The organism is Streptococcus sp. SR1 (genome assembly GCF_000526075.1).
GTDB classification, from domain to species: Bacteria; Bacillota; Bacilli; order Lactobacillales; family Streptococcaceae; genus Streptococcus; species Streptococcus halitosis.
This window is the reverse complement of the sequence record NZ_JATR01000002.1, coordinates 91,509-112,361: the sequence shown is the minus strand read 5'-3', so window position 1 is coordinate 112,361 and position 20,853 is coordinate 91,509. Positions and strand designations below refer to the sequence as shown.

20 protein-coding genes are annotated in these 20,853 nt (G+C 41.8%); 7 read left to right on the top strand and 13 right to left on the bottom strand.

All coding sequences use genetic code 11. From position 1 onward, the window contains the following. Position 1: 1 nt before the first annotated feature. From uvrC to recJ, 5 genes are all read right to left on the bottom strand, one after another. The gene (gene uvrC, locus HMPREF1518_RS00625; RefSeq protein ID WP_033583473.1) at positions 2 to 1,825 is read right to left on the bottom strand and encodes an excinuclease ABC subunit UvrC; all 1,824 of its coding nucleotides are present in this window, start codon (positions 1,823 to 1,825) and stop codon (positions 2 to 4) included. A 101-nt stretch (positions 1,826 to 1,926) separates the two neighbouring features. Further along, positions 1,927 to 2,628 (bottom strand): M57 family metalloprotease, encoded by a 702-nt coding sequence (locus tag HMPREF1518_RS00620; protein WP_033583472.1) that lies wholly within the window; start codon positions 2,626 to 2,628, stop codon positions 1,927 to 1,929. Positions 2,629 to 2,732: 104 nt separating this feature from the next. Next, positions 2,733 to 3,512, bottom strand: a complete 780-nt coding sequence (locus tag HMPREF1518_RS00615) for an alpha/beta hydrolase (RefSeq protein ID WP_033583471.1) — start codon at positions 3,510 to 3,512, stop codon at positions 2,733 to 2,735. Positions 3,513 to 3,579: 67 nt separating this feature from the next. After that, a complete protein-coding gene (locus tag HMPREF1518_RS00610) occupies positions 3,580 to 5,241 on the bottom strand; it encodes a ribonuclease J (protein ID WP_033583469.1) in 1,662 nt (553 codons plus the stop codon). A gap of 176 nt (positions 5,242 to 5,417) precedes the next feature. After that, positions 5,418 to 7,637: a single-stranded-DNA-specific exonuclease RecJ gene (recJ, locus tag HMPREF1518_RS00605; RefSeq protein ID WP_033583530.1), complete on the bottom strand. Its 2,220-nt coding sequence runs from the start codon at positions 7,635 to 7,637 to the stop codon at positions 5,418 to 5,420. Between the two features lie 177 nt (positions 7,638 to 7,814). Between recJ and HMPREF1518_RS00600 the strand changes: the two genes are divergently transcribed. Genes HMPREF1518_RS00600 through HMPREF1518_RS00585 form a run of 4 tightly spaced genes read left to right on the top strand, consistent with a single transcriptional unit; the run spans position 7,815 to position 10,737 of the window. Next, the gene (locus HMPREF1518_RS00600) at positions 7,815 to 8,573 is read left to right on the top strand and encodes an amino acid ABC transporter ATP-binding protein (protein ID WP_033583468.1); all 759 of its coding nucleotides are present in this window, start codon (positions 7,815 to 7,817) and stop codon (positions 8,571 to 8,573) included. A gap of 10 nt (positions 8,574 to 8,583) precedes the next feature. Further along, entirely contained in the window at positions 8,584 to 9,378 is a 795-nt protein-coding gene (locus HMPREF1518_RS00595; protein ID WP_081021110.1) for a transporter substrate-binding domain-containing protein, read from the top strand. A 12-nt stretch (positions 9,379 to 9,390) separates the two neighbouring features. Further along, positions 9,391 to 10,068 (top strand): amino acid ABC transporter permease, encoded by a 678-nt coding sequence (locus HMPREF1518_RS00590; RefSeq protein ID WP_033583467.1) that lies wholly within the window; start codon positions 9,391 to 9,393, stop codon positions 10,066 to 10,068. A gap of 9 nt (positions 10,069 to 10,077) precedes the next feature. Then, positions 10,078 to 10,737, top strand: coding sequence for an amino acid ABC transporter permease (locus tag HMPREF1518_RS00585; protein WP_000443890.1), 660 nt, complete (start codon positions 10,078 to 10,080; stop codon positions 10,735 to 10,737). A 303-nt stretch (positions 10,738 to 11,040) separates the two neighbouring features. On the opposite strand, the gene HMPREF1518_RS00580 is transcribed toward HMPREF1518_RS00585, so the two are convergent. From HMPREF1518_RS00580 to HMPREF1518_RS00570, 3 genes are read right to left on the bottom strand one after another with little or no spacing between them, the layout of a single operon-like run. Next, positions 11,041 to 11,691 carry an ABC-2 transporter permease gene (locus HMPREF1518_RS00580; RefSeq protein WP_033583466.1) on the bottom strand — a complete coding sequence of 217 codons (651 nt, stop codon included), beginning with the start codon at positions 11,689 to 11,691 and terminating at the stop codon, positions 11,041 to 11,043. Continuing rightward, positions 11,691 to 12,425: an ABC transporter ATP-binding protein gene (locus HMPREF1518_RS00575; protein ID WP_033583465.1), complete on the bottom strand. Its 735-nt coding sequence runs from the start codon at positions 12,423 to 12,425 to the stop codon at positions 11,691 to 11,693. Before HMPREF1518_RS00575 ends, HMPREF1518_RS00580 begins: the two co-directional genes overlap by 1 nt. Before the next feature lies 1 nt (position 12,426). Next, positions 12,427 to 12,639, bottom strand: a complete 213-nt coding sequence (locus HMPREF1518_RS00570; protein WP_000646903.1) for an AbrB/MazE/SpoVT family DNA-binding domain-containing protein — start codon at positions 12,637 to 12,639, stop codon at positions 12,427 to 12,429. Positions 12,640 to 13,048: 409 nt separating this feature from the next. Between HMPREF1518_RS00570 and HMPREF1518_RS00565 the strand changes: the two genes are divergently transcribed. Then, positions 13,049 to 13,639, top strand: a complete 591-nt coding sequence (locus tag HMPREF1518_RS00565) for an ROK family protein (RefSeq protein ID WP_033583464.1) — start codon at positions 13,049 to 13,051, stop codon at positions 13,637 to 13,639. 152 nt (positions 13,640 to 13,791) lie between these two features. On the opposite strand, the gene HMPREF1518_RS00560 is transcribed toward HMPREF1518_RS00565, so the two are convergent. The 3 genes from HMPREF1518_RS00560 to HMPREF1518_RS00550 all read right to left on the bottom strand — a co-directional run bounded on the left by HMPREF1518_RS00560 (position 13,792) and on the right by HMPREF1518_RS00550 (position 16,234). Then, positions 13,792 to 14,814 (bottom strand): YdcF family protein, encoded by a 1,023-nt coding sequence (locus HMPREF1518_RS00560; protein ID WP_033583463.1) that lies wholly within the window; start codon positions 14,812 to 14,814, stop codon positions 13,792 to 13,794. A 67-nt stretch (positions 14,815 to 14,881) separates the two neighbouring features. After that, a complete protein-coding gene (locus HMPREF1518_RS00555) occupies positions 14,882 to 15,319 on the bottom strand; it encodes an Rrf2 family transcriptional regulator (protein WP_033583462.1) in 438 nt (145 codons plus the stop codon). Between the two features lie 72 nt (positions 15,320 to 15,391). Beyond that, entirely contained in the window at positions 15,392 to 16,234 is an 843-nt protein-coding gene (locus tag HMPREF1518_RS00550) for a metallophosphoesterase family protein (protein WP_033583461.1), read from the bottom strand. Positions 16,235 to 16,431: 197 nt separating this feature from the next. Here HMPREF1518_RS00550 and HMPREF1518_RS10865 point away from each other — a divergent pair, with 197 nt between their 5' ends. Both HMPREF1518_RS10865 and thrS read left to right on the top strand, forming a co-directional pair. Next, on the top strand, positions 16,432 to 16,806 hold the full coding sequence (locus tag HMPREF1518_RS10865) for a hypothetical protein (protein ID WP_033583460.1): 375 nt from the start codon (positions 16,432 to 16,434) through the stop codon (positions 16,804 to 16,806). Between the two features lie 334 nt (positions 16,807 to 17,140). After that, positions 17,141 to 19,084: a threonine--tRNA ligase gene (gene thrS, locus HMPREF1518_RS00540; protein ID WP_033583459.1), complete on the top strand. Its 1,944-nt coding sequence runs from the start codon at positions 17,141 to 17,143 to the stop codon at positions 19,082 to 19,084. A gap of 47 nt (positions 19,085 to 19,131) precedes the next feature. On the opposite strand, the gene HMPREF1518_RS00535 is transcribed toward thrS, so the two are convergent. Together HMPREF1518_RS00535 and HMPREF1518_RS00530 are read right to left on the bottom strand one after the other, a co-directional pair. Continuing rightward, entirely contained in the window at positions 19,132 to 20,106 is a 975-nt protein-coding gene (locus HMPREF1518_RS00535; protein ID WP_033583458.1) for a sensor histidine kinase, read from the bottom strand. Further along, complete coding sequence (locus HMPREF1518_RS00530; RefSeq protein ID WP_033583457.1) at positions 20,099 to 20,776, bottom strand: response regulator transcription factor; 678 nt, start codon at positions 20,774 to 20,776, stop codon at positions 20,099 to 20,101. Before HMPREF1518_RS00530 ends, HMPREF1518_RS00535 begins: the two co-directional genes overlap by 8 nt. Positions 20,777 to 20,853 lie beyond the last annotated feature (77 nt).

Genomic DNA, 20,853 nt, shown 5'->3' with positions numbered 1-20,853 from the left:
CTTATTCCAATTCTTTTAATGGTTCTGCCACTTGAGCCAATTCCACTTCTTCCTGAGGGTTCAACTTTCTCTGCACAGCTTCTGCGACTACCCTCGGCACACCAACTTCGACAATTTCATCCACACTGGCTTCCTTGATTTTAGTGAGAGACTTGAAATGCTTCATGAGATTCTGCTTACGTTTAGGTCCCAATCCTTCAATTCCATCCAGTTGTGATGAAAAGGAATTTTTGGAGCGCAGTTGACGGTGGAAGGTGATGGCAAAACGGTGCACCTCATCCTGAATGCGTTGGAGGAGGAAAAATTCCTGAGAATTGCGAGACAACTCCACCACCTCAAGCGGATCTCCAAAGAGTAGCTCATGGGTTTGGTGCTTGTCATTCTTTTGCAGACCTGCAATTGGGATATCCAAACCTAGCTCTTCTTGGATGACTTGCTTTGCGATATTGACTTGACCTTGTCCCCCATCAATGACAATCAAATCAGGAGGAGTCAAACCGTCTCGTTGAACTCGACCATAACGTCTGCGAATAACTTCACGCATACTGGCATAATCGTCTGGACCAACAACCGTTTTTATCTTGTACTTTCGGTAGTCTTTTTTACTTGGTTTGCCATTGACAAAAACCACCATAGCTGAAACAGGACTGGTTCCCATGATATTAGAGTTATCGAAGGACTCGATGCGAACCGGAGTCGGGATTTGGAGCAAGCGTCCCAGATTTTCAATAGCTCCTTGGGTCTTTTCAACAGATTTTTCTAGCAGATTGAACTTCTGCTCCAGACTAACACGGGCATTCTTTATAGCCAAATTGACCAGTTGTTTTTTCTCACCACGTTGGGGCTTGAAAATCTTAGTATCCACCAAGGCCTTGACGGCTTCTTCATCAATATCCTGCGGAATCAGTACCTCATTGGGAACCAGGTGGGATTTTTCTTGATAGAATTGTCCCACATAGGTCAAAAAATCCTCATCCGGATCATTGTAGTAAGGGAAGAGATTGACATCTCGCTCAATGAGCTTGCCTTGACGGACAAAGAAAACCTGAACACACATCCAGCCTTTATCCACATAGTAGCCAAATACATCCCGATTTTGAAGATCCTTGGCCATAACCCGTTGCTTGGTCCGAAGCGTTCCGATAGCCTGAATCAGGTCACGGTATTCCGCCGCACGTTCAAACTCCATACTTTGAGCTGCCTTTGCCATCTTCCCCTTGAGGTCATCAATGATTTTATCATCCTGCCCTTTTAGGAAATCAGAAACCTCCTGAGCCATGGACTGGAAATAAGCCTCATCTTTTTTACAGATGGTATGGGCCACACATTGGCCGATGTGGTAATAAAAACAGACCTTAGACGGCGGATTGGTACACTTACGAAAAGGAAAAATCCGATCCAGCAACCGCTTGATTTCATTGGCTGCCCCTACATCTGGATAGGGGCCAAAGTAGAGTCCTCCGTCCTTTTTGACCTGACGGGTGATAATCAAGCGAGGATAACGCTCATTGGTGATTTTGATGAAAGGATAGGACTTGTCGTCCTTGAGCATGATATTGTATTTAGGCTTATTCTCCTTGATCAGGTTGATTTCTAGGAGAAGCGCCTCAATATTAGACTCAGTGACGATAAATTCAAAATCCACAATTTCAGACACCAAGGCCTCTGTCTTGGTATCGTGACTTCCACGGAAATAGGACCGCACGCGATTGCGCAGATTTTTAGCCTTTCCTACATAGATAATAGTGCCATTTTTATCCTTGTGAATGTAACAACCAGGGCTGGTTGGTAAGAGCTCTAGTTTTGATTTGATCAAGTTATTCATAGTTCCATTATAGCAAAAAGGCCGTGACAGGACGAACAAAAAGCCCCACCAACCGCTTAATGGAGGAGCTTTAATTTCTTTTCGGATTGCACCGACTTCATCTAGTCGCTACTGGTATAGAGTTCTTGAACAGCCGTCACATCCCGAGGCTGAATCCCATAGTAGGAACCTGCCGGCTGCATGACAGAAGTCTCGTTGGTGTGATCCAATCCGATGGCATGTCCCAGCTCGTGCTCCGCCGTGTGCACGATTCGTTCATAAGAGTAACCATAGTTTGGATTGGATAGATAATAGTGATTCAGGCGAACCGTTACAGATATAAATTGTTTGGTTAACAAATTGGTTTGACTCTCGGCTTGACCAGCTACAGCGGTCGATCCATCATTCATCTCACTTGCCACAATATCTGCCTGGCTAGGATCCGCAACCACCTCAAAGGTAAAGGATCCCGTTTGATTCCAGTTTTTTATAGCTTCTGCATAGGCACCTTGGAAGGTCTCATCCATTTGAGGTTCAATATAGATGCGAGCTGAGGCCTGAGCCCACTTGCCTTCTGCATGTTGGTGACTGTCTGTCTGAGACAAGACTTCCAGCGTTCCCGTCTCCTTCCATTGATTCCAGCCACCTTGACCTATCTTGCTCATTTTTTCAACCTGATTGACCGCAGAATGAAAATCACCAGTCAGGTACCAAAGCACTCCAAAGGCAATAAGCAGTAGAATGGCCACAGTCCAAACCAGACGCCAGAAGAAACGCCAAATTCCCAAAAGAAATCGGAAGAATAATCGAATAATCCAGAACATGACGCCCCACCTTTCATAAAAATAAGAACCTATCTTGAAATCACATTCTCCTTGATCAAGATAGATTCTCTATTTTACTGAAGAAAGCTGAAAGAAACCTAAAACTAAGATAAACGTTCTTCCAAGACAAAGTCAATTGGTAGAGTAGCTAAAAAACGTTCCAATTGTTTTTCCCAGTAGTACCACTCGTGCTTACCTGGACTATGACTATAGGTCACCTCAAAACCAAGATTTTTGAGGTTTTTCACTGCGAGGTTATTGGCAGAGTAAAGATAGTCTTGTTCCCCACACCAAGCCCATAGTTTGGTCTTTTTATCGGATCTTGCAGCCATGCTTTCAAGCGAATGAGGACTAGCTGTCCAGTCTTTAATCTCTCCAAAAACTCCTCGCCAGTAGGCAAGTGATCCCAAATCCTGACTTTCAGGAGAAAATTCTTGAAAACTGAGTGCACCGGAAAAACTAGCCGCATGAGAAAAACGATCGGTTGCGAGAGCCAGCTTGAAGGAACCATAGCCTCCCATGGAGAGACCTGCAATAAAGGTTTTTTCTCGCTTACTGGTCATATTGGGGAAGAAACGTTTCATGACTTGGGGGAGTTCTTCTGCTAGAGCAGTAAAGTAGTTAAAACCGTACTGGGTATCTGTGTACCAGCCATTGTTTGTATTGGGCATGATGACAATGAGATTGGTCCCACGCAACAAGCGTTCGACATTGGTACGTTTGAGCCAGCTATTTTGATTTCCTGACATTCCGTGCAAAAGGTAAAGCACAGGAATATCTGTGCAATCTGGTTCAGTCACTCGACTAGCATCTGGATAGAGTACGGTAACACCCCACTCCATATCCAAAACTTCAGAGTAATACTCAATATTCATAACTGCCATGATTTTCTCCTTTTACTATTTATAAGAAAAAGCCGAATTTCGACTTTTTCTGTAGGTATTCTGCTTATTATTTTGCTTCCATCACGACTGGCAAGATTGCTGGGCGACGCTTGGTTTGATCAAAGAGGTACTTGGTCAAATTGTCACGAACTTTGCCTTTGAGATCTGCCCAGTCAAAGTCATCCCCTTGAAGATACTCTTCTACCGTTTGGTTAATCAATTCTGAACTTTCACGGAGAATGTCGCGACTTTTCTTAAGGTAGATAAATCCACGCGTATGAACACGAGCCTTAGCCACAATCTTCTTCTCACGACGGTTAACAGTAATCGCCACGATAAAGATTCCATCCTCTGACAAGACCTTACGGTCGCGAAGAACGACATTCCCAACATCACCAATGGCATTTCCATCAATCATGACATCGCCTGCAGAAACTGCGCCAGCTGGGACGAAGTCTCCATGTTCATAGGACATGATTGTTCCCTTTTTAGGGATGAAAATGCGCTCTGGCAACATTCCAACTGCCATGGCAGCCTTAGCATGCGCATCCAACTCACGGTACTCCCCTTGGACAGGGAAAAGATATTTCGGTTGCAAAAGATTGATCATCAACTGCAAATCACGCGCATTCCCGTGTCCTGATACTCGCAAACTCTGGGTAATGAGTTTTACCACACCACCAGCTTGGTAAATCATATTTTCAACGCGAGCCACAACTGCTTCTTTGGCGGTGGATGGAGTTGTTACAATATAAACCAAGTCCCCATCCTTGATTTCTACATAACGGTGGCGCCCAACAGACATCTTGCGAAGTCCATTGATAGGTTCACCCATACGACCTGTCTCTAGGATAATCAACTCATGGTCTTCAAAACGAGACATTTCTTTTGGTTTAATCAAAAGGCTTTCATTAGCTAGGGACAATTTTTTGAGACGAATCGCTGTACGAACGATATTTTCAACATCAAATCCAGTCAAAACGACTCGGCGGCCAGTCTCCGCAGCTGCATCAAAAACCTGCTGGATACGAGAAAGGTTGCTGGCAACTGCTGCAACGATGATACGACCGTCCCAGTCAGCGATGGTTTGGGTAATTTCATCCCCAACTTCACTCTCGCTCGCCACCTGAATATTGCTGTCTGCATTTGCAGAATCACTGAGAAGTGCCAAGACACCGTCACGGCCGATTTCGGCTAAACGCGCAAAATCCGTCGCATAGGATTCACTAGCCGTCTGGTCAAATTTGAAGTCGCCTGTGTAAACAATGTTCCCTTTTGGTGTTTTTAACACAACTCCCAGGCTTTCTGGGATAGAGTGAGTCGTACGGAAGAAGGAAACCACCGTTCCCCCAAAGTCAATCTCCGTGTTTTCATCAATCACATGGAAGTCATTGAATTTCTTAACCGTATCATTTCCTTTGACAAAGAGTTTCGCCAACTCAATGGTCAACTCAGAACCAAACACAGGCACCTTAGCCTCTGCCAAGAGATAAGGCAGGGCACCAATGGCATCCGCATGCCCGTGGGTCAAGAAGACCCCTGCGATACGGTCGCTATTCTCAAAAAGGTAGTCCATGTTTGGAATGACGACATCAACCCCTAGTTGTTCATTTTCAGGGTATTTAAGCCCTGCATCCAAAACAAAAATAGATTCATCGATTTCAGCGATGTACATATTTTTCCCATTTTCTCGTACACCACCTAGTGTTGTTAAACTGATATTACTCATTTTCCCTCCGAAACTTCATTTATCTTGATTATAGGGTAGGTTTACCCTCTTATTCTAAAAGTTCTAAAACTTTCAGCCGAATCTTTTCCTACCATTATACCATTTTTTTGATGATTTTCAAAATGAAGATTTGTTTTCAAAAAAGAGCTGGTTACCCAACTCTTTCCTAACTTCTACTATTTTTCCATTAAAAAATCATACATTTCTTGCACGGTACCCAGCGCCATCATTTCTTGATTTTTTACAGTCTGTTTGAGATTTTGGTAAATCTGACTTTCAGCAATCTCCCTTTTCGGCGCTTCTTTATTGACTGTCATGACCCCATCTTTGATCGTCACAAAGCCTAGCTCCTCAAATACTTGAATCATCTTGACCAGCAAGATTTGTTGGATATTGAGATAAGCCGCCAAATCTTTCAACTTGTAGCGAATATCAAACTCTGGGAACTGGTAAATAGTCCTATACAATTTGGCAAACTGCTCTCTGGTCCCATAACCTGTCAGATAGTAGGCCTTGTCAATGTCATTCTTAAAATAGACAGCTGAGAAATATTGCTCCTGAAAAATGGTCTTCAGCAAGGTAATATTTTCCGGAATATTTTTCACAACAACCGCTTCACTATTCGCCAAATCCGGCAACTCTCCAGAGAAATCCAAAACTGGAACCCCTTCTGGCAAGACTGCATTCTTCCCACGAATGTTAAAGAGTTGAACACCTTCCACACGCGCATCCACCATCATTAACTGGAGGGCAGTTTGGCCATTCCATTGATTGACAGACAGGGTGACTGCCAATTCTAGGTTTTTTGTTTGAGCAAACTCTGTTGCCCATCTACCTTGTCCAAAGGCCACCACTTCAAAGCTCGCCTCACCCTTGGAAATTTTTAGTTTGAGGTGGGCATTGCCTGCTCCCATAGTACGGGCACTTTCGACATGAAAATCCTTGATATAAAAGACAGGTTTCTGATTGTCCATCCCAAAGGGTGCCAAGCGTTCAAAGCTTTTGACCGTTTCTAAACTAAGAGTCTCCAAATCCAGCTCTTCATCTAGATTTAACTTGTTCTTGCCACCAGCATCTGCACCTTTTTCACGGACATAGTCTTCCAAAACCTGAGATAAATCTGAAAGTTTCTCAACTTCCAGCGTCATTCCAGCTGCACCAGCATGGCCGCCAAAGGCGATAAAGAGGTCGCGATGGAGATCCAAGGCTTCAAAAATATCGACTGCTTCCACACTACGAGCGCTACCCTTGGCACGACCATCTTCTATATTAAGAACGATAACTGTCTGCCCTAGTTCTTCCAACAAACGACCAGCAACGATACCCAGAACGCCAGGATTCCAGCCTTCCTTGGCCAAAACCTGGACCTTCTTCGCAGGATCCACCATGGTCTTAGCTTCTTCATAAATTGACTGAACGATTTCCTTGCGCTCTTCGTTTTTCTGATGAATCATGAGGGCAATCTCATGTGCTTCCTCATCGTCAAACCCAGTCAACAAATCAATAGCTGGATTAGGATCATCCAAACGCCCCAAAGCATTTAAACGAGGGGCAATCTGAAAGCCAACCGTTTCTTCTGTCACTTCATTCGTAGCGATCCCAGCCATGTCTAGCATTTCTTGCAGACCGATGCGCTGGGTATGTCCCAACATTTCCAGACCATATTGAACCATGATACGGTTTTCATCCGTCAGGCTTACCATATCGGCAATGGTACCGATAGCAACCAAATCAAGCAATTCCACTTGCACTTCTTCTAAAAGAGCGCAAGCCAGCTTGAAAGCCACTCCACAACCAGCTAAATATTTGAAGGGATAGTCCGCATCAGGATGCTCAGGGTGAACAATCGCATAGGCATCAGGAAGGGTTTCCGGCATGGAATGGTGGTCAGTCACAATAACATCCACTCCCATAGACTGGGCCAATTCAATGGCCTCGTGACCAGCAACTCCATTATCCACTGTCACAATCAAGGAAATTCCCTCTTGCTCGATAAAGTATTTATAGACACTGGCATTGGGACCATAGCCATCGGTAAAACGGTTGGGCAAGTAAACTCGGCACTCGGCGCCAAGCTGTTCCAAACTTTCCTTCACAATCGAAGCTGAAGTCATACCATCCGCATCATAGTCTCCATAGACGAGAATATTCTCCCCTTCTTCAATAGCCTGACGAATCCTTTTCACTGCCTTGTCCATATCATGGAGCAGATAGGGGTCATGCAAGTCCTCTAAAGAAGGTTCTAAAAACTTCTTTAGACTTTCTTCATCCTGAATCCCTCTTTCAAATAATAACCGAGCCACCTCGGGACCCAGTCCAGCCTTCTTGGCTATCTTTGTAAAATCCGCATCTTCAACCTGCGGGGCAAACTGCCATTCATAAGTAGGAGTTATCAAAAAAACATCCACTCTTTCTAAGAATTCTATCGTTTCATTATAACATGATTTAGGCATTTTCTCTATCCAGATTGCTTTTTTATAACATTTTAGTGAATTTTTTTCAGATATGATTTGACAAGAACATTCTTTTGGTGTAGAATCATGTTATAAAATCTAACACAAAGGAGATCTCTCATGGCTTTAGTAGAATTTAAAAACGTCGAAAAATATTACGGAGACTATCACGCACTCCGTGACATCAATCTCCGTTTTGAAAAAGGACAAGTTGTTGTTTTGCTTGGACCTTCTGGTTCTGGTAAGTCCACTCTTATCCGTACGATCAATGGTTTGGAGGCTGTTGACAAAGGAAGTCTCCTAGTCAATGGACACCAAGTCGCAGGTGCTAGCCAGAAAGATTTAGTTCCTCTTCGTAAGGAAGTCGGCATGGTTTTTCAGCATTTTAACCTTTATCCACACAAAACAGTGTTAGAAAACGTGACACTTTCGCCCATTAAAGTTCTAGGAATTGATAAAAAAGAAGCTGAAAAAACAGCCCAAAAATATCTGGAATTTGTAAATATGTGGGACAAGAAAGATTCCTACCCAGCTATGCTGTCTGGTGGACAAAAACAGAGAATTGCCATCGCACGTGGTCTTGCCATGCATCCGGAACTCCTCCTCTTTGATGAACCAACATCTGCTCTTGACCCTGAAACCATCGGTGATGTTCTAGCAGTTATGCAAAAACTGGCGCATGATGGGATGAACATGATCATCGTTACCCACGAAATGGGCTTTGCCCGTGAAGTTGCGGACCGCATCATCTTTATGGCCGACGGAGAAGTTTTGGTGGATACGACAGATGTCGATGACTTTTTCGACAATCCAAGCGAACCTCGTGCCCAACAATTCCTCAGCAAAATTATCAACCACGAAAGTGACAAAGTCAAATAAGGAGGCGCCTATGAAAAAGAAATTCTTTTTATCCGCATTATTGATTAGCCTTTTCAGCCTTGCTGCTGCCAAACCAGTTCAGGCTGATACCAGCGTCGCAGACATTCAAAAAAGAGGCGAATTAGTTGTCGGTGTCAAACAAGACGTTCCGAATTTTGGCTACAAGGATCCCAAGACAGGGACTTATTCTGGTATCGAAACCGACTTGGCCAAGATGATTGCAGATGAACTCAAGGTCAAGATTCGCTACGTTCCGGTTACCGCTCAAACCCGCGGTCCACTACTAGACAATGAACAGGTCGATTTGGATATCGCGACCTTCACTATCACAGACGAGCGTAAAAAATTATACAACTTCACCAGTCCCTACTATACGGATGCTTCTGGTTTTTTGGTCAATAAATCTGCCAACATTAAAAGCATTGAGGACCTAAACGGTAAAACCATTGGGGTTGCTCAAGGCTCCATCACCCAACGCCTGATTACTGAACTGGGTAAAAAGAAAGGTCTAACCTTTAAATTCGTCGAACTTGGTTCCTACCCAGAATTGATTACTTCCCTTCACGCTCACCGTATTGATGCCTTTTCCGTGGACCGCTCTATCCTGTCTGGCTACACCAGTAAACGAACAGAACTACTAGATGATAGTTTCAAGCCATCTGACTACGGTATCGTCACCAAGAAATCAAATACCGAGCTACACAACTATCTTGATACCTTGGTCACTAAATGGACCAAGGACGGTAGTTTGCAGAAACTCTATGACCGTTACAAGCTCAAACCATCTAGCCATACCGCAGATTAAGGAGGACACCCCATGACAAATTTATCATCTTGGACAGCCTATTTTCAGGATTTTGGACAATTTTTCAATGGTTTCCTCTTCACCCTTGCCCTATCAATCGGATCCTTTATCCTCGCCATGCTTTTGGGCATCTTCTTTGGGGCCATGTCAACCAGCAAACGCCCATTCTTACGTGTTTTGGCTCGTATCTTTGTCGAATTTTACCAAAATACTCCCCTCTTGGTGCAGTTTGTCATCGTCTTCTATGGTTTGCCTCTTATCAGTGACCATACCATCATGATTCCCATTTATTGGACAGCTGTACTTTGTGTGGGACTCTATCACGGCGCTTATATCGCTGAGGTTATTCGTTCAGGGATTCAGTCTATTCCTAGTGGTCAGATGGAGGCCGCCCTGTCGCAAGGTTTTACTTATATCAATGCCATGCGCTTGATTATCTTGCCTCAGGCCTTCCGCATCATTCTCCCACCTTTGACTAACCAAATCGTTAACCTCATCAAGAACACTTCAACCGTTGCTATCATCTCTGGAGTGGACTTGATGTTTGTGACCAAGTCTTGGTCAGCTCTCAACGGCAACTATATCCCAGCCTTTTTAGGTGCTGCTCTTCTCTACTTTGCCCTATGCTTCCCTGTTGCCCAGTTTGGTCGCAAAATGGAGCAAGCCAACAAAAAAGCCTATTCACTTTAGGAGGTTACTATGGAATCTATTTTAGAAGTTTTGACCCCAGATAACCTAGTCTTTATCTTTAAAGGATTCGGCTTAACTCTCTACATTTCTCTGATTGCTATCGTCCTCTCGACCCTTATCGGAACAGTGCTAGCCGTCATGAGAAATGGGAAAAATCCTGTCTTACGGATCATCTCCAGCATTTATATCGAGTTTGTACGTAACGTTCCCAACCTCCTCTGGATTTTCACCATCTTTTTGGTGTTTAAGATGAAGTCCACACCAGCAGGTATCACTGCCTTTACCCTCTTTACCTCAGCAGCCCTGGCTGAGATTATCCGAGGTGGTCTCAATGCCGTGGACAAGGGCCAGTACGAAGCAGGAATGTCGCAAGGATTCACCTCTGCGCAAATCCTCTACTACATCATTCTCCCACAAGCGATCCGAAAAATGCTGCCAGCCATCATTTCTCAGTTTGTAACTGTGATTAAGGATACCAGCCTTCTCTACTCTGTTATCGCTCTACAAGAACTCTTTGGCGCCAGCCAAATTCTCATGGGCCGTTATTTCGAACCAGAGCAGGTCTTCAGTCTTTATATCCTGATTGCCTTGATTTACTTTATCTTTAACTTTGCCATTTCTAGCCTGTCTCATAAGCTAGCAAAACGTTGGCAACAAGCTGCAGAATAAAAAAAAGAAATGTGAACGTCTATTTTTCGTTCACATTTTTATATTTTCATTCAGGCGGATTGTCCCAATAATCGTCAACATCATAGCCAATCATAATAAATCCAACAGGAATTTCACCATCATAGGTACCAAACGGAAATAAAAATTTATTTTGCTACTCTGATACCTACAATTTTGGTATTTCCCATACATTTTTTCCATATAAAACACTGTTCTAACAGCTCCACAACTTTTAATTCTTTATCAGTACCATTTTCTATTGGATTTTCTCCGACAAAATACGGACACTTAATGTATTCAATTTTATAAATCAATTCTTTCGAAGTCTTTTATAGCTTTCTGATAAGAAAACCAGGTGCATAAGTTAAATATGGCAACACCAAAAAGTAATATTACTATCTGTGGTACGTTCAAATTTGAAGAATCATTCAAACTTTCTAATCCAGGAATATGGTGTAATATCTCTCCCACGAATATTATAACAGTTGCGACTGCGCAGAATAGGATAAAAGGCTTCCCAATCTTATAAGCTGTTTTAAAAAAGCCTTCGAGAAAAACACTGTTGAAGGTTGCAAATACAAGCATTATATAGCCAAGATATGCAGCATTTGCATTCATCAACGGATTTGTCACATACGGTGTGGCATCTCCTAAGAGTCTCATCCGAATAATCGTCAGAAAAAGACATAATATGAAAGCTATGCACTCGATAGATAAAACAAATAAATATTTAGACGTAACCACATCTTGTTTTCTAACTGGCAACATGACCGTGTAGGTGATGTCATCACATTCTCGAACTTGTTGATAAGTATAAAAAATACCAAGACAGATAAAAAAGGAACCGACAAGAATAGGATACCTTGGAATCATCGTAATAGCTGAAAAAGTTATAAACCAATAGCTCAAAGGATTTGCTGTTAGTTTCATTTCTTTATAGAGAAGTTTTCTCATCACAAATTCACCTCTTCCCTTTCAATATGCACCATAATATCTTCAAGTGTGGATTTCTGCCCTATTTCTTTCGTGTAATGACTGATAAAATCCTCTTTTCTCTCAGATAAAAGCAATTCACCATTTCTTATATAAGTAATAGTATCTGCACACTTCTCTAAATCACTAGTAATATGAGTAGAAAACAAGATTGCTACCCCTTTTTCTGCTAGTTTTCGAAAGATTTCATTCATCTCATCTCTAGATACTGGATCAAGTCCACTAGTTGGCTCATCTAAAATCAAAAGCTTAGCATGATGAGAAAGAGCTAAAGTAAGATAAAATTTTACTTTCATCCCCTCAGACAGTTCCATAATTTTCTTATTTTCATCAAGCTTAAATGCATCAAGATAATGACGATACGATTCATCATCCCAGTTATCATAAAAAATACGAGTAATGGCGACAATATCCTTTAATTTTTTTCTTTTATAATAATTGGTTCCTCCCACTGCATAACCAATTCGTTGTTTGATTTCATCTTCATTATCCAGATAATCCATTCCAAGAATACGGACATTCCCTGCATCAGGATGAACAAGATTTAGAATGGATTTAATCGCTGTAGTCTTACCTGCTCCATTCCTACCGATAAGTCCCATAACCTCACCTGATTTAATATGAAAACTTATAGGTTTCAATTCAAATGCTGAATATTTTTTTGTAATATCATTTACCTCTAAAACATACTTCATTTTATTCATCCTCCTTCTCTTCAAAAGCAATTTCCATCAAGTGTGCAAAGGCTCCCTTCGGCGGTATGGCAATTCCACGCTTTTCATCACCAAGAAGTAGAATCGTATCCCCAGGTTTGATATTAAAGACATCGCGCGCCTGTTTTGGTATTACTATTTGACCTTTTTCTCCAACTGTAGCTGTCCAAGCATATTTACCTTTTGGTGCTTTCATAACTATTACCTCCTTTGTGGTATGATTTGTATAACAAATTATACCACTTATCCTAAATAATACAAGTGCAAACTACATCCAGTTGCCATCATAATAAAATGCTCGTTAAAATCTGTACCACTCATCCCAAAACTAAGAATCTTAGACATCTTAACCCTAACTTTTTGTAAGTGGTGCTTATTCATTAACTACTCTCTCTAGAAAATATGTGACTACAAACAAAATTGAGGATTAAAAAAATTCATAAGCACATTGATGCCATGAATCAAAAACAGCATTATTCTCTCCTATAAGAGAGGACACTCCTAAAATCAGGAAAGCGAAACTAAGATTTTTAAAAATATCTTATTGCAAACAAAAATATAATATGCTACAACGCTTTTGACAAAACGTGTCGAAAGGTAGAAAGATGGCAAAAATAATTGATTTAAGGCAAGAAAATATTCACAAAGTACGATCCTGTTTTTATCAAGGAGGAACATGGACCAAGAATCAGTTATCCTGTCAAACAGGGATTTCTCTGGCAGGAACTACCTATATCTTACAAATATTAGAGAATGATGTTAATGTTGCTTCTCTTGGTTATTGTAGTATTCACCCAGAATTTAGAACACTGGCCCTTCTCTACCAGCTAGATACAGATTTTGCCGGTTCTGATATTATCATCAATAAAAGATTGTATCGTGGAAGAAATGGTTTTGCAGGGGAAGTCGGCTATCTCATTAATGGATATAAACCTCCAAATCTCCAATCACGTTCAAATGACTTCACATTTCTTTTGTTAAATCAAATAACAGCACTAACATCAGTCATTGCTCCGGATGCTATTGCATATTATTGTCCATCTTTAAAAGAAAATATAAAAATTTCCGACACCTATCTTCCTAAAGAATTCCACCCAATCCTTGAAAGATTGACTGAAATAGACCCATTCATACTGAACGGAGTTCAATCAATTGGAAAAAACAAGATTCTAAGAATCAAAAGAAGAACAATCTGAAAAGGAGAATTAAATGATTTCGTTATTGTTGGCAGTCATCTATCTGGCCTTTATTAGTTTAGGCTTACCTGATGCTATTTTAGGAAGCGCTTGACCAAATATGTATCGTGGCTTAAATTCAACTATTACTGGGGCAGGCTCCATCTTTCTGATTACCATAAAATACCTCTGTAGGAGAAAATCAGAGCTAAAATTAATAAAATATAGAAGGCGAGAAAAAGCCATCTCATCTTCACACATAGAGCAATGTATTCTCTGATAAAGGCCGATGGGATATAGTAGGCGGCTGTACGGCAACCAAGACCATCTCCCTTCATCCCAATACGGCGAGCATAGGTACTGGTACGAAAAACATGGTAATCATTGGTCACAAAGAGAAAACGTGGACTGGCCACCAGCTTCTCTCCCATTTCTTTTGAGAAGAGAAGATTCTCATAGGTTGTCGTTGAGTCTTCCTCTAGGAGAATCGCTTCTCTCGGAACATCCGTCTCTTCCAACAAATAATTACAAATTGCCTGAGCTTCGGAAATCTTCTCATCCCCACCTCGACCACCACTAGCGATGATTTTAACATTGGGGTTGAGAGACTGGTGATAAGCTTCTACTGCCTTGTCAATGCGACTCTTCAGTAAGGGAGTCACTTTTTCTCCATTCAACAAGCCTGCTCCGTGAATGATGATAAAATCATAATATTTTTTCTTAGGAATAAAAAGATACAGGATAGAATAAAGCAGAAATCCTGCAAAGGCAAAACCAAAAATCAAATACGAATAAATCAAAAAGAAAAAGATAATATTCACTAGATGATTGGTGTAAAACAAGCCCTTGGTATCGCTCACTCGAATCGCCATGATCACAAAAAAGAATAGAATCACGCAGCCTAATCCTAGAGACAAATAATTTGCCTTGGATTTTCCTTCTTTTTTCAATAACACAAATCCATTATAAATAAGGAAAAAACCACTTAGAAAAACTAAAAGAGGCAGCAGGAGAAAAATCCCTGCAAAGAAAACCATGTGCACTTCTTTCTGCCCAGCTTCGTAAAAAAGATTGGCAATAGACATATAAGAAAAGAGTAAAGACAAAAGCAAGAGAGCTGGATTCCAGAGACTGCGATTGTCCCTTAAAAACGAAACGAGAAAAAGTAGGACAAAAAATCCTGTGATAAAGTACATAGTCTCCTCCTTTAATGACTACATTGTACCATAATTATGGCAATAGAAAAAGAGGAGCCTAGTCCTCTTATTTTGCTATTCTTGCTTCTGCATCTGCCACAACCTGAGCCAGACTCATCTGACGAAGTTGATTTTCCATAGCTACTTGGATATCCAGCAATTTCTGATCCAAGACCTTATGAATATTAGCCCCTACTGGACAGTTAGGATTGGGATTGTCATGGAAACTAAAGAGTTTGCCAGATTTTCCTAAACACTCTACAGCTTGGTAGACATCCAACAAGCTGATATCCTGAAGGTCTTTTATTATCTCAGTTCCTCCCGTACCACGAGCAACTGAAATCAATCCAGCTTTTTTAAGTTGCGACAAAGTCTTACGGATAATGACTGGATTAACTCCAACGCTAGCTGCGAGAAAATCACTGGTCACCTTGCTTTCCTGGCCCTTGATAGCAATGATAATTAGCATATGGGTCGCAATGGTAAATCGACTTGAAATTTGCATTTTGTTCCCCTTTCACCTGAGATTCTCATCATCTCTCTTCTCATACTCATTATACCCCTTTTTGATGTCATGTCAATCATTACTACTATCTAACCATGCATCCAACTCAATATCATGCCCCTGTTTTTGAGCAATCTCATACAGAAGTTCCTGGTTATGAGTGTGGTGAATCCCATTTACCAAACTTTCATAATAGACCTGGAAATAGGGGAGCTTTAAATCTTTAGCCAACTGCAATTCAGCCTCTACATCATAATCCACTCGACGAAAATCAACATCAGACAAACCTGCTTCATCAAACTCTAAGATCATATACTGGGCCCGCAGGTCCTTACGCAACTTCGCATCTAGAAAGAAGGGTTGCCCAATGGATCCTGGATTAAGAATCAACTGTCCATCACTTCCATAACGAAGCAACTGTTGGTGGATATGACCATATACTGCGATGGAGGCGTGTGGATTCGTCACTAATCTATCAAAATCTTCTTGTTTTCCCGTATGAATCAACTCCCTACCCCAGTTTTTATCAGGGAGATGGTGAGTGATTCCCACCATCAAATCACCAAACTGACGATGAACTTGCATGGGTTGATTGTGGAGGTCTTCGATTTCTTCAGGGCTGATTTCTTCTAATATATACTGGCATTGACGTAGGAGGTAGCGATGACTAGCTTTTGTCAAATCTAGCTTACGATGCAAGCCTCTCCAGAGACTATTTTCCCAATTTCCCAGAACTTTTACTGTAATAGGCAAACTTGCTAAAAGATCCAAGATCCTTCTACGTCCTGTTCCTGGCATCAGAATATCCCCTAAAAGCCAGTATTGGTCTACCTCTGCAGCTTTAGCATCAGCCAGCACAGCTTCCAGGGCTGTCGTATTCCCATGTATGTCTGAAAGAACTGCTATTTTGATCATCCTTTCTCCTCTTTTCCTCTTACTTCTTTTGTTAGTATTATAGCAGAAAACACTCAAAAAGAGCACTATCACTACTCACTGGATTAACTTGTAAAGGCTTCCAAGACGTGCTATAATATAAATAGAGAGTTCCCCTTCATTTAGGATTATGTGGTCTTCAACATCTCTCAATTTTTGCAGATTGGAGGACTATTGCCATGCGGAAATATCTTAAGTATATTCCATACTACCTTGTCATTTTCTTCTTTTACTGGCCCCTCTATGAGTTGCTTTTACTGCTGATATCTGATCCTTATACGCTGAAAGGGCTCTACATTTACAACATCATCCTCTTTTCACCTTTGGCAACCTTCATCGTGTCCCTTCTTTATAGCTACCGTTTCCAATTCTCATTGTGGTGGCTGCTTGGTATTGCTCTTCTCTATTGCTTTACCATCATTACTTTCAATGAATTCATTCTCGTTTATTTCCTAGCTTATGAACTCTTTGCCCTACTTGGTATGGCTTCAGGTTCAGGTATTAAATACATGCTCCAGCACGGAAAAAATAAAAAACTTTCACAAAATCCTTGAAAAATCTCGCAATCATGCTATAATAATGCATAGAGACAAGTCACTTAGTCCCTTTCTACTAGAGAGTGCGTGGTTGCTGGAAATGCATAGAAAGCCTAAACTGATACTACTCTACTGATTTTTATGCAAACATAAAACGGTGGCTACGTTAAAGCCAATCTGAGGTGTCCCTCTTTTTTGAGGAACATAAATGAAGGTGGAACCACGTTGCGACGTCCTTTTATGGATGTCGCTTTTTGATTTATTAACGAAAAAATCAAAAGGAATTTCTATTTATATTTCAAGGGCACCTTCACCATAACTAGGCTAATAAAAACTTTATAAGGAGAAAACCATGATTAAGATTACTTTCCCAGATGGCGCTGTTCGTGAATTCGAATCTGGCGTGACAACTTTTGAAATTGCCCAATCTATCAGCAATTCCCTAGCTAAAAAAGCTCTCGCTGGTAAATTCAACGGCAAACTCATCGACACGACTCGTGCTATCACTGAAGATGGAAGCATCGAAATCGTGACACCTGATCACGAAGATGCCCTTCCAATCTTGCGCCACTCAGCGGCTCACTTGTTCGCCCAAGCAGCTCGTCGCCTTTTCCCAGACATTCATTTGGGTGTCGGTCCAGCTATCGAAGACGGCTTCTACTACGATACAGACAATACTGCTGGCCAAATCTCTAACGAGGACCTTCCTCGTATCGAAGAAGAAATGAAGAAAATCGTTAAAGAAAACTTCCCATCAATCCGTGAAGAAGTTACCAAAGACGAGGCCCGTGAAATCTTTAAAAATGACCCTTACAAGTTGGAATTGATTGAAGAACACTCAGAAGACGAAGGTGGTTTGACTATCTACCGTCAGGGCGAATACGTGGACCTCTGCCGTGGTCCTCACGTCCCATCAACTGGTCGCATCCAAATCTTCCACCTGCTCAACGTAGCTGGTGCCTACTGGCGTGGAAATAGCGACAACGCGATGATGCAACGAATCTACGGTACAGCTTGGTTTGACAAGAAAGACTTAAAGAACTACCTTCAAATGCGTGAAGAAGCCAAGGAACGTGACCACCGTAAACTCGGTAAAGAGCTTGACCTCTTCATGATTTCACAAGAAGTCGGACAAGGTTTACCATTCTGGTTACCAAACGGAGCGACTATCCGTCGTGAATTGGAACGCTACATTGTCGACAAGGAAATCGCTGCAGGCTACCAACACGTCTACACTCCACCAATTGCCTCAGTGGAACTCTATAAAACTTCTGGTCACTGGGATCACTACCGTGAAGATATGTTCCCAACTATGGACATGGGGGACGGTGAAGAGTTTGTCCTCCGCCCAATGAACTGTCCTCACCATATCGAAGTTTATAAACACCATGTACACTCATACCGTGAATTACCAATCCGTATCGCTGAGATTGGCATGATGCACCGATATGAAAAATCTGGCGCCCTTACAGGTCTTCAACGTGTACGTGAAATGTCCCTCAATGATGGTCATACTTTTGTAGCTCCAGAACAAATTGAGGAAGAATTCAAGAAAATTCTTCAATTGATTATCGACGTGTATGAAGACTTTAATTTGACAGATTACCGTTTCCGCTTGTCTTATCGTGACCCAGAAGATAAACACAAATACTTTGACAACGATGAGATGTGGGAAAATGCACAACGCATGTTGAAAGCAGCTATGGATGATATGGAACTGGACTACTTTGAAGCTGAAGGTGAAGCAGCCTTCTACGGACCAAAATTGGATATCCAAGTTAAAACTGCCCTCGGTAAAGAAGAAACCCTTTCTACTATCCAGCTTGACTTCTTGCTTCCAGAACGCTTCGACCTCAAATATGTTGGAGCAGATGGTGAGGAACACCGTCCAGTCATGATCCACCGTGGAGTTATCTCAACTATGGAACGCTTCACAGCTATCTTGATTGAGAACTACAAGGGTGCCTTCCCAACATGGCTTGCACCACATCAAGTGACCCTTATCCCAGTATCTAACGAAAAACATGTGGACTACGCTTGGGAAGTAGCCAAGAAACTCCGTGACCGTGGTGTCCGTGCAGATGTAGATGAACGCAATGAAAAAATGCAGTTCAAGATCCGTGCTTCACAAACAAGCAAGATTCCTTACCAATTGATCGTTGGGGACAAGGAAATGGAAGACGGAACAGTCAACGTTCGTCGCTATGGCCAAAAAGAAACACAAACTGTCTCAGTTGATGACTTTGTTCAAGCTATCCTAGCTGATATCGCCAACAAATCACGCGTTGAGAAATAAAAACCTAGCATAAAAGCCTCCATTCGGAGGCTTTTTCTCATTTATTCTTACTCAATAACAAGCTTCACTTCAGTGAATTTAATCCGTACGGTTGTTCTTTTTCCAACCTCAGACTCGATACGAATCTGGTGGCCCAGTTCTTCAGAAATTTTCTTAGATAGATAAAGTCCAAGTCCAGATGACTGCTGGGTCAAACGACCATTGTAGCCTGAAAAGCCACGTTCAAAGACTCGGAGCACATCACTGTTTTTAATCCCGATTCCCGTATCCTTGATACAGAGTTCCTGGCCTTCCATATAGATCTCTAGTCCACCTTTCTTGGTGTATTTGAGGCTGTTTGAGAGGATTTGTTCAATGACGACCAACAACCACTTCTTATCGGTCACGATGATTTTGTCAAGGTCATGTAGGTTGACTGTCAGTCCCTTTTGAATAAAGAAAAGGGCATACTTACGGACAACTTCCTTCACCAGATCCTCCACTTGAACCTTTTCAAACACTAGGTCATCATGGAAGCTCTCTAAACGTAGATACTGCAACACCAGATTGGTATAGGAGTCAATCTTGAAGATTTCCTGTTCCAATCGCTGCTTGACCTCACGATCAGAGACTTCTGCCACTAAAAGTCGACTCGCTGCAATAGGGGTCTTTATCTGATGAACCCACAAGGTATAGTAGTCAAGCAAATCTGTCAGTTTACTTTGGGCTTCTGACTTCTTTTGATACAATTCAGACTCACGCTCTTCGAGTTTTTCCGCTAGCACACACTCCAAAGGAGACTTTGGGTCTCTTTCAGCATACAGTACTTCCTGCCGGTAAACCTGAGCTTCTGCAAAAATATCCCAAACCAAAAATAAGAAGGTCAGAAAACCACTGAGCAGAAAGAAATAAAGAAAATAAGTTCCTAGACTAGCAAATAAAAACTGAAAGAGAAGGACGAGAAAGCCTAATGAAAAAATATAGACAAAGATGCGACTGCGAGAACGCAGATAGGCTAGACAAAATGATTTCCAATCAAGCATGTTTCAGTCCGTATCCTATTCCCTTCTTGGTTTCGATAAATCCTGCCAAGCCTTGCTCCTCCAACTTTTTACGCAAACGAGCAACATTGACAGACAAGGTATTATCATCGATGAAAAAGTCGCTATTCCAGAGTTCTCTCATCAAGTCATCACGCGCTACGATATTGCCAGCATGTTCAAACAAAATCCGCAAAATTTGAAATTCATTCTTGGTCAAACTCAATACTTCCCCCTGATAGTGCAGGTCCATAGACTTGGTATTGAGGATCACACCCGCATACTCCAGCAGACTTTCATCCCGCCCAAATTCGTAAGAACGGCGCAACAAGCCCTGAACCTTGGCAAGGAGCACCTGCTGATCAAAAGGCTTGGTCACAAAATCATCTGCTCCCATATTGATCGCCATGACGATATCCATCGCCTGGTCTCTCGAAGACAGAAACATGATGGGTACCTGAGAAATCTTACGAATCTCCTGACACCAGTGGTAACCATTAAAGAGAGGTAAGCCAATATCCATGAGGACCAAATGAGGTTCTGACTGAACAAAGAGGGTCAAAACTTCCATAAAGTCCTCTACCAAAATAACCTCAAAGCCCCATTCAGAAAGCAATTTCCCAACTTGTTGCCGAATGACTTGGTCATCCTCTACTAGTAAAATCTTGTGCATGTGCTCCTCCTTTGTTCTTATTATAACAGATTTTTCCCATGGATAAAATGCAAACCTGTATTTAAACCAGCTCGCTA

Coding starts and splice junctions, on each gene's coding strand:
- uvrC (WP_033583473.1), bottom strand. CDS start 1,825: ATGAATAACTTGATCAAATCAAAACTAGAGCTCTTACCAACCAGCCCT.
- HMPREF1518_RS00620 (WP_033583472.1), bottom strand. CDS start 2,628: ATGTTCTGGATTATTCGATTATTCTTCCGATTTCTTTTGGGAATTTGG.
- HMPREF1518_RS00615 (WP_033583471.1), bottom strand. CDS start 3,512: ATGGCAGTTATGAATATTGAGTATTACTCTGAAGTTTTGGATATGGAG.
- HMPREF1518_RS00610 (WP_033583469.1), bottom strand. CDS start 5,241: ATGAGTAATATCAGTTTAACAACACTAGGTGGTGTACGAGAAAATGGG.
- HMPREF1518_RS00600 (WP_033583468.1), top strand. CDS start 7,815: ATGGCTTTAGTAGAATTTAAAAACGTCGAAAAATATTACGGAGACTAT.
- HMPREF1518_RS00595 (WP_081021110.1), top strand. CDS start 8,584: ATGAAAAAGAAATTCTTTTTATCCGCATTATTGATTAGCCTTTTCAGC.
- HMPREF1518_RS00590 (WP_033583467.1), top strand. CDS start 9,391: ATGACAAATTTATCATCTTGGACAGCCTATTTTCAGGATTTTGGACAA.
- HMPREF1518_RS00585 (WP_000443890.1), top strand. CDS start 10,078: ATGGAATCTATTTTAGAAGTTTTGACCCCAGATAACCTAGTCTTTATC.
- HMPREF1518_RS00580 (WP_033583466.1), bottom strand. CDS start 11,691: ATGAGAAAACTTCTCTATAAAGAAATGAAACTAACAGCAAATCCTTTG.
- HMPREF1518_RS00575 (WP_033583465.1), bottom strand. CDS start 12,425: ATGAAGTATGTTTTAGAGGTAAATGATATTACAAAAAAATATTCAGCA.
- HMPREF1518_RS00570 (WP_000646903.1), bottom strand. CDS start 12,639: ATGAAAGCACCAAAAGGTAAATATGCTTGGACAGCTACAGTTGGAGAA.
- HMPREF1518_RS00565 (WP_033583464.1), top strand. CDS start 13,049: ATGGCAAAAATAATTGATTTAAGGCAAGAAAATATTCACAAAGTACGA.
- HMPREF1518_RS00560 (WP_033583463.1), bottom strand. CDS start 14,814: ATGTACTTTATCACAGGATTTTTTGTCCTACTTTTTCTCGTTTCGTTT.
- HMPREF1518_RS00555 (WP_033583462.1), bottom strand. CDS start 15,319: ATGCAAATTTCAAGTCGATTTACCATTGCGACCCATATGCTAATTATC.
- HMPREF1518_RS00550 (WP_033583461.1), bottom strand. CDS start 16,234: ATGATCAAAATAGCAGTTCTTTCAGACATACATGGGAATACGACAGCC.
- HMPREF1518_RS10865 (WP_033583460.1), top strand. CDS start 16,432: ATGCGGAAATATCTTAAGTATATTCCATACTACCTTGTCATTTTCTTC.
- thrS (WP_033583459.1), top strand. CDS start 17,141: ATGATTAAGATTACTTTCCCAGATGGCGCTGTTCGTGAATTCGAATCT.
- HMPREF1518_RS00535 (WP_033583458.1), bottom strand. CDS start 20,106: ATGCTTGATTGGAAATCATTTTGTCTAGCCTATCTGCGTTCTCGCAGT.
- HMPREF1518_RS00530 (WP_033583457.1), bottom strand. CDS start 20,776: ATGCACAAGATTTTACTAGTAGAGGATGACCAAGTCATTCGGCAACAA.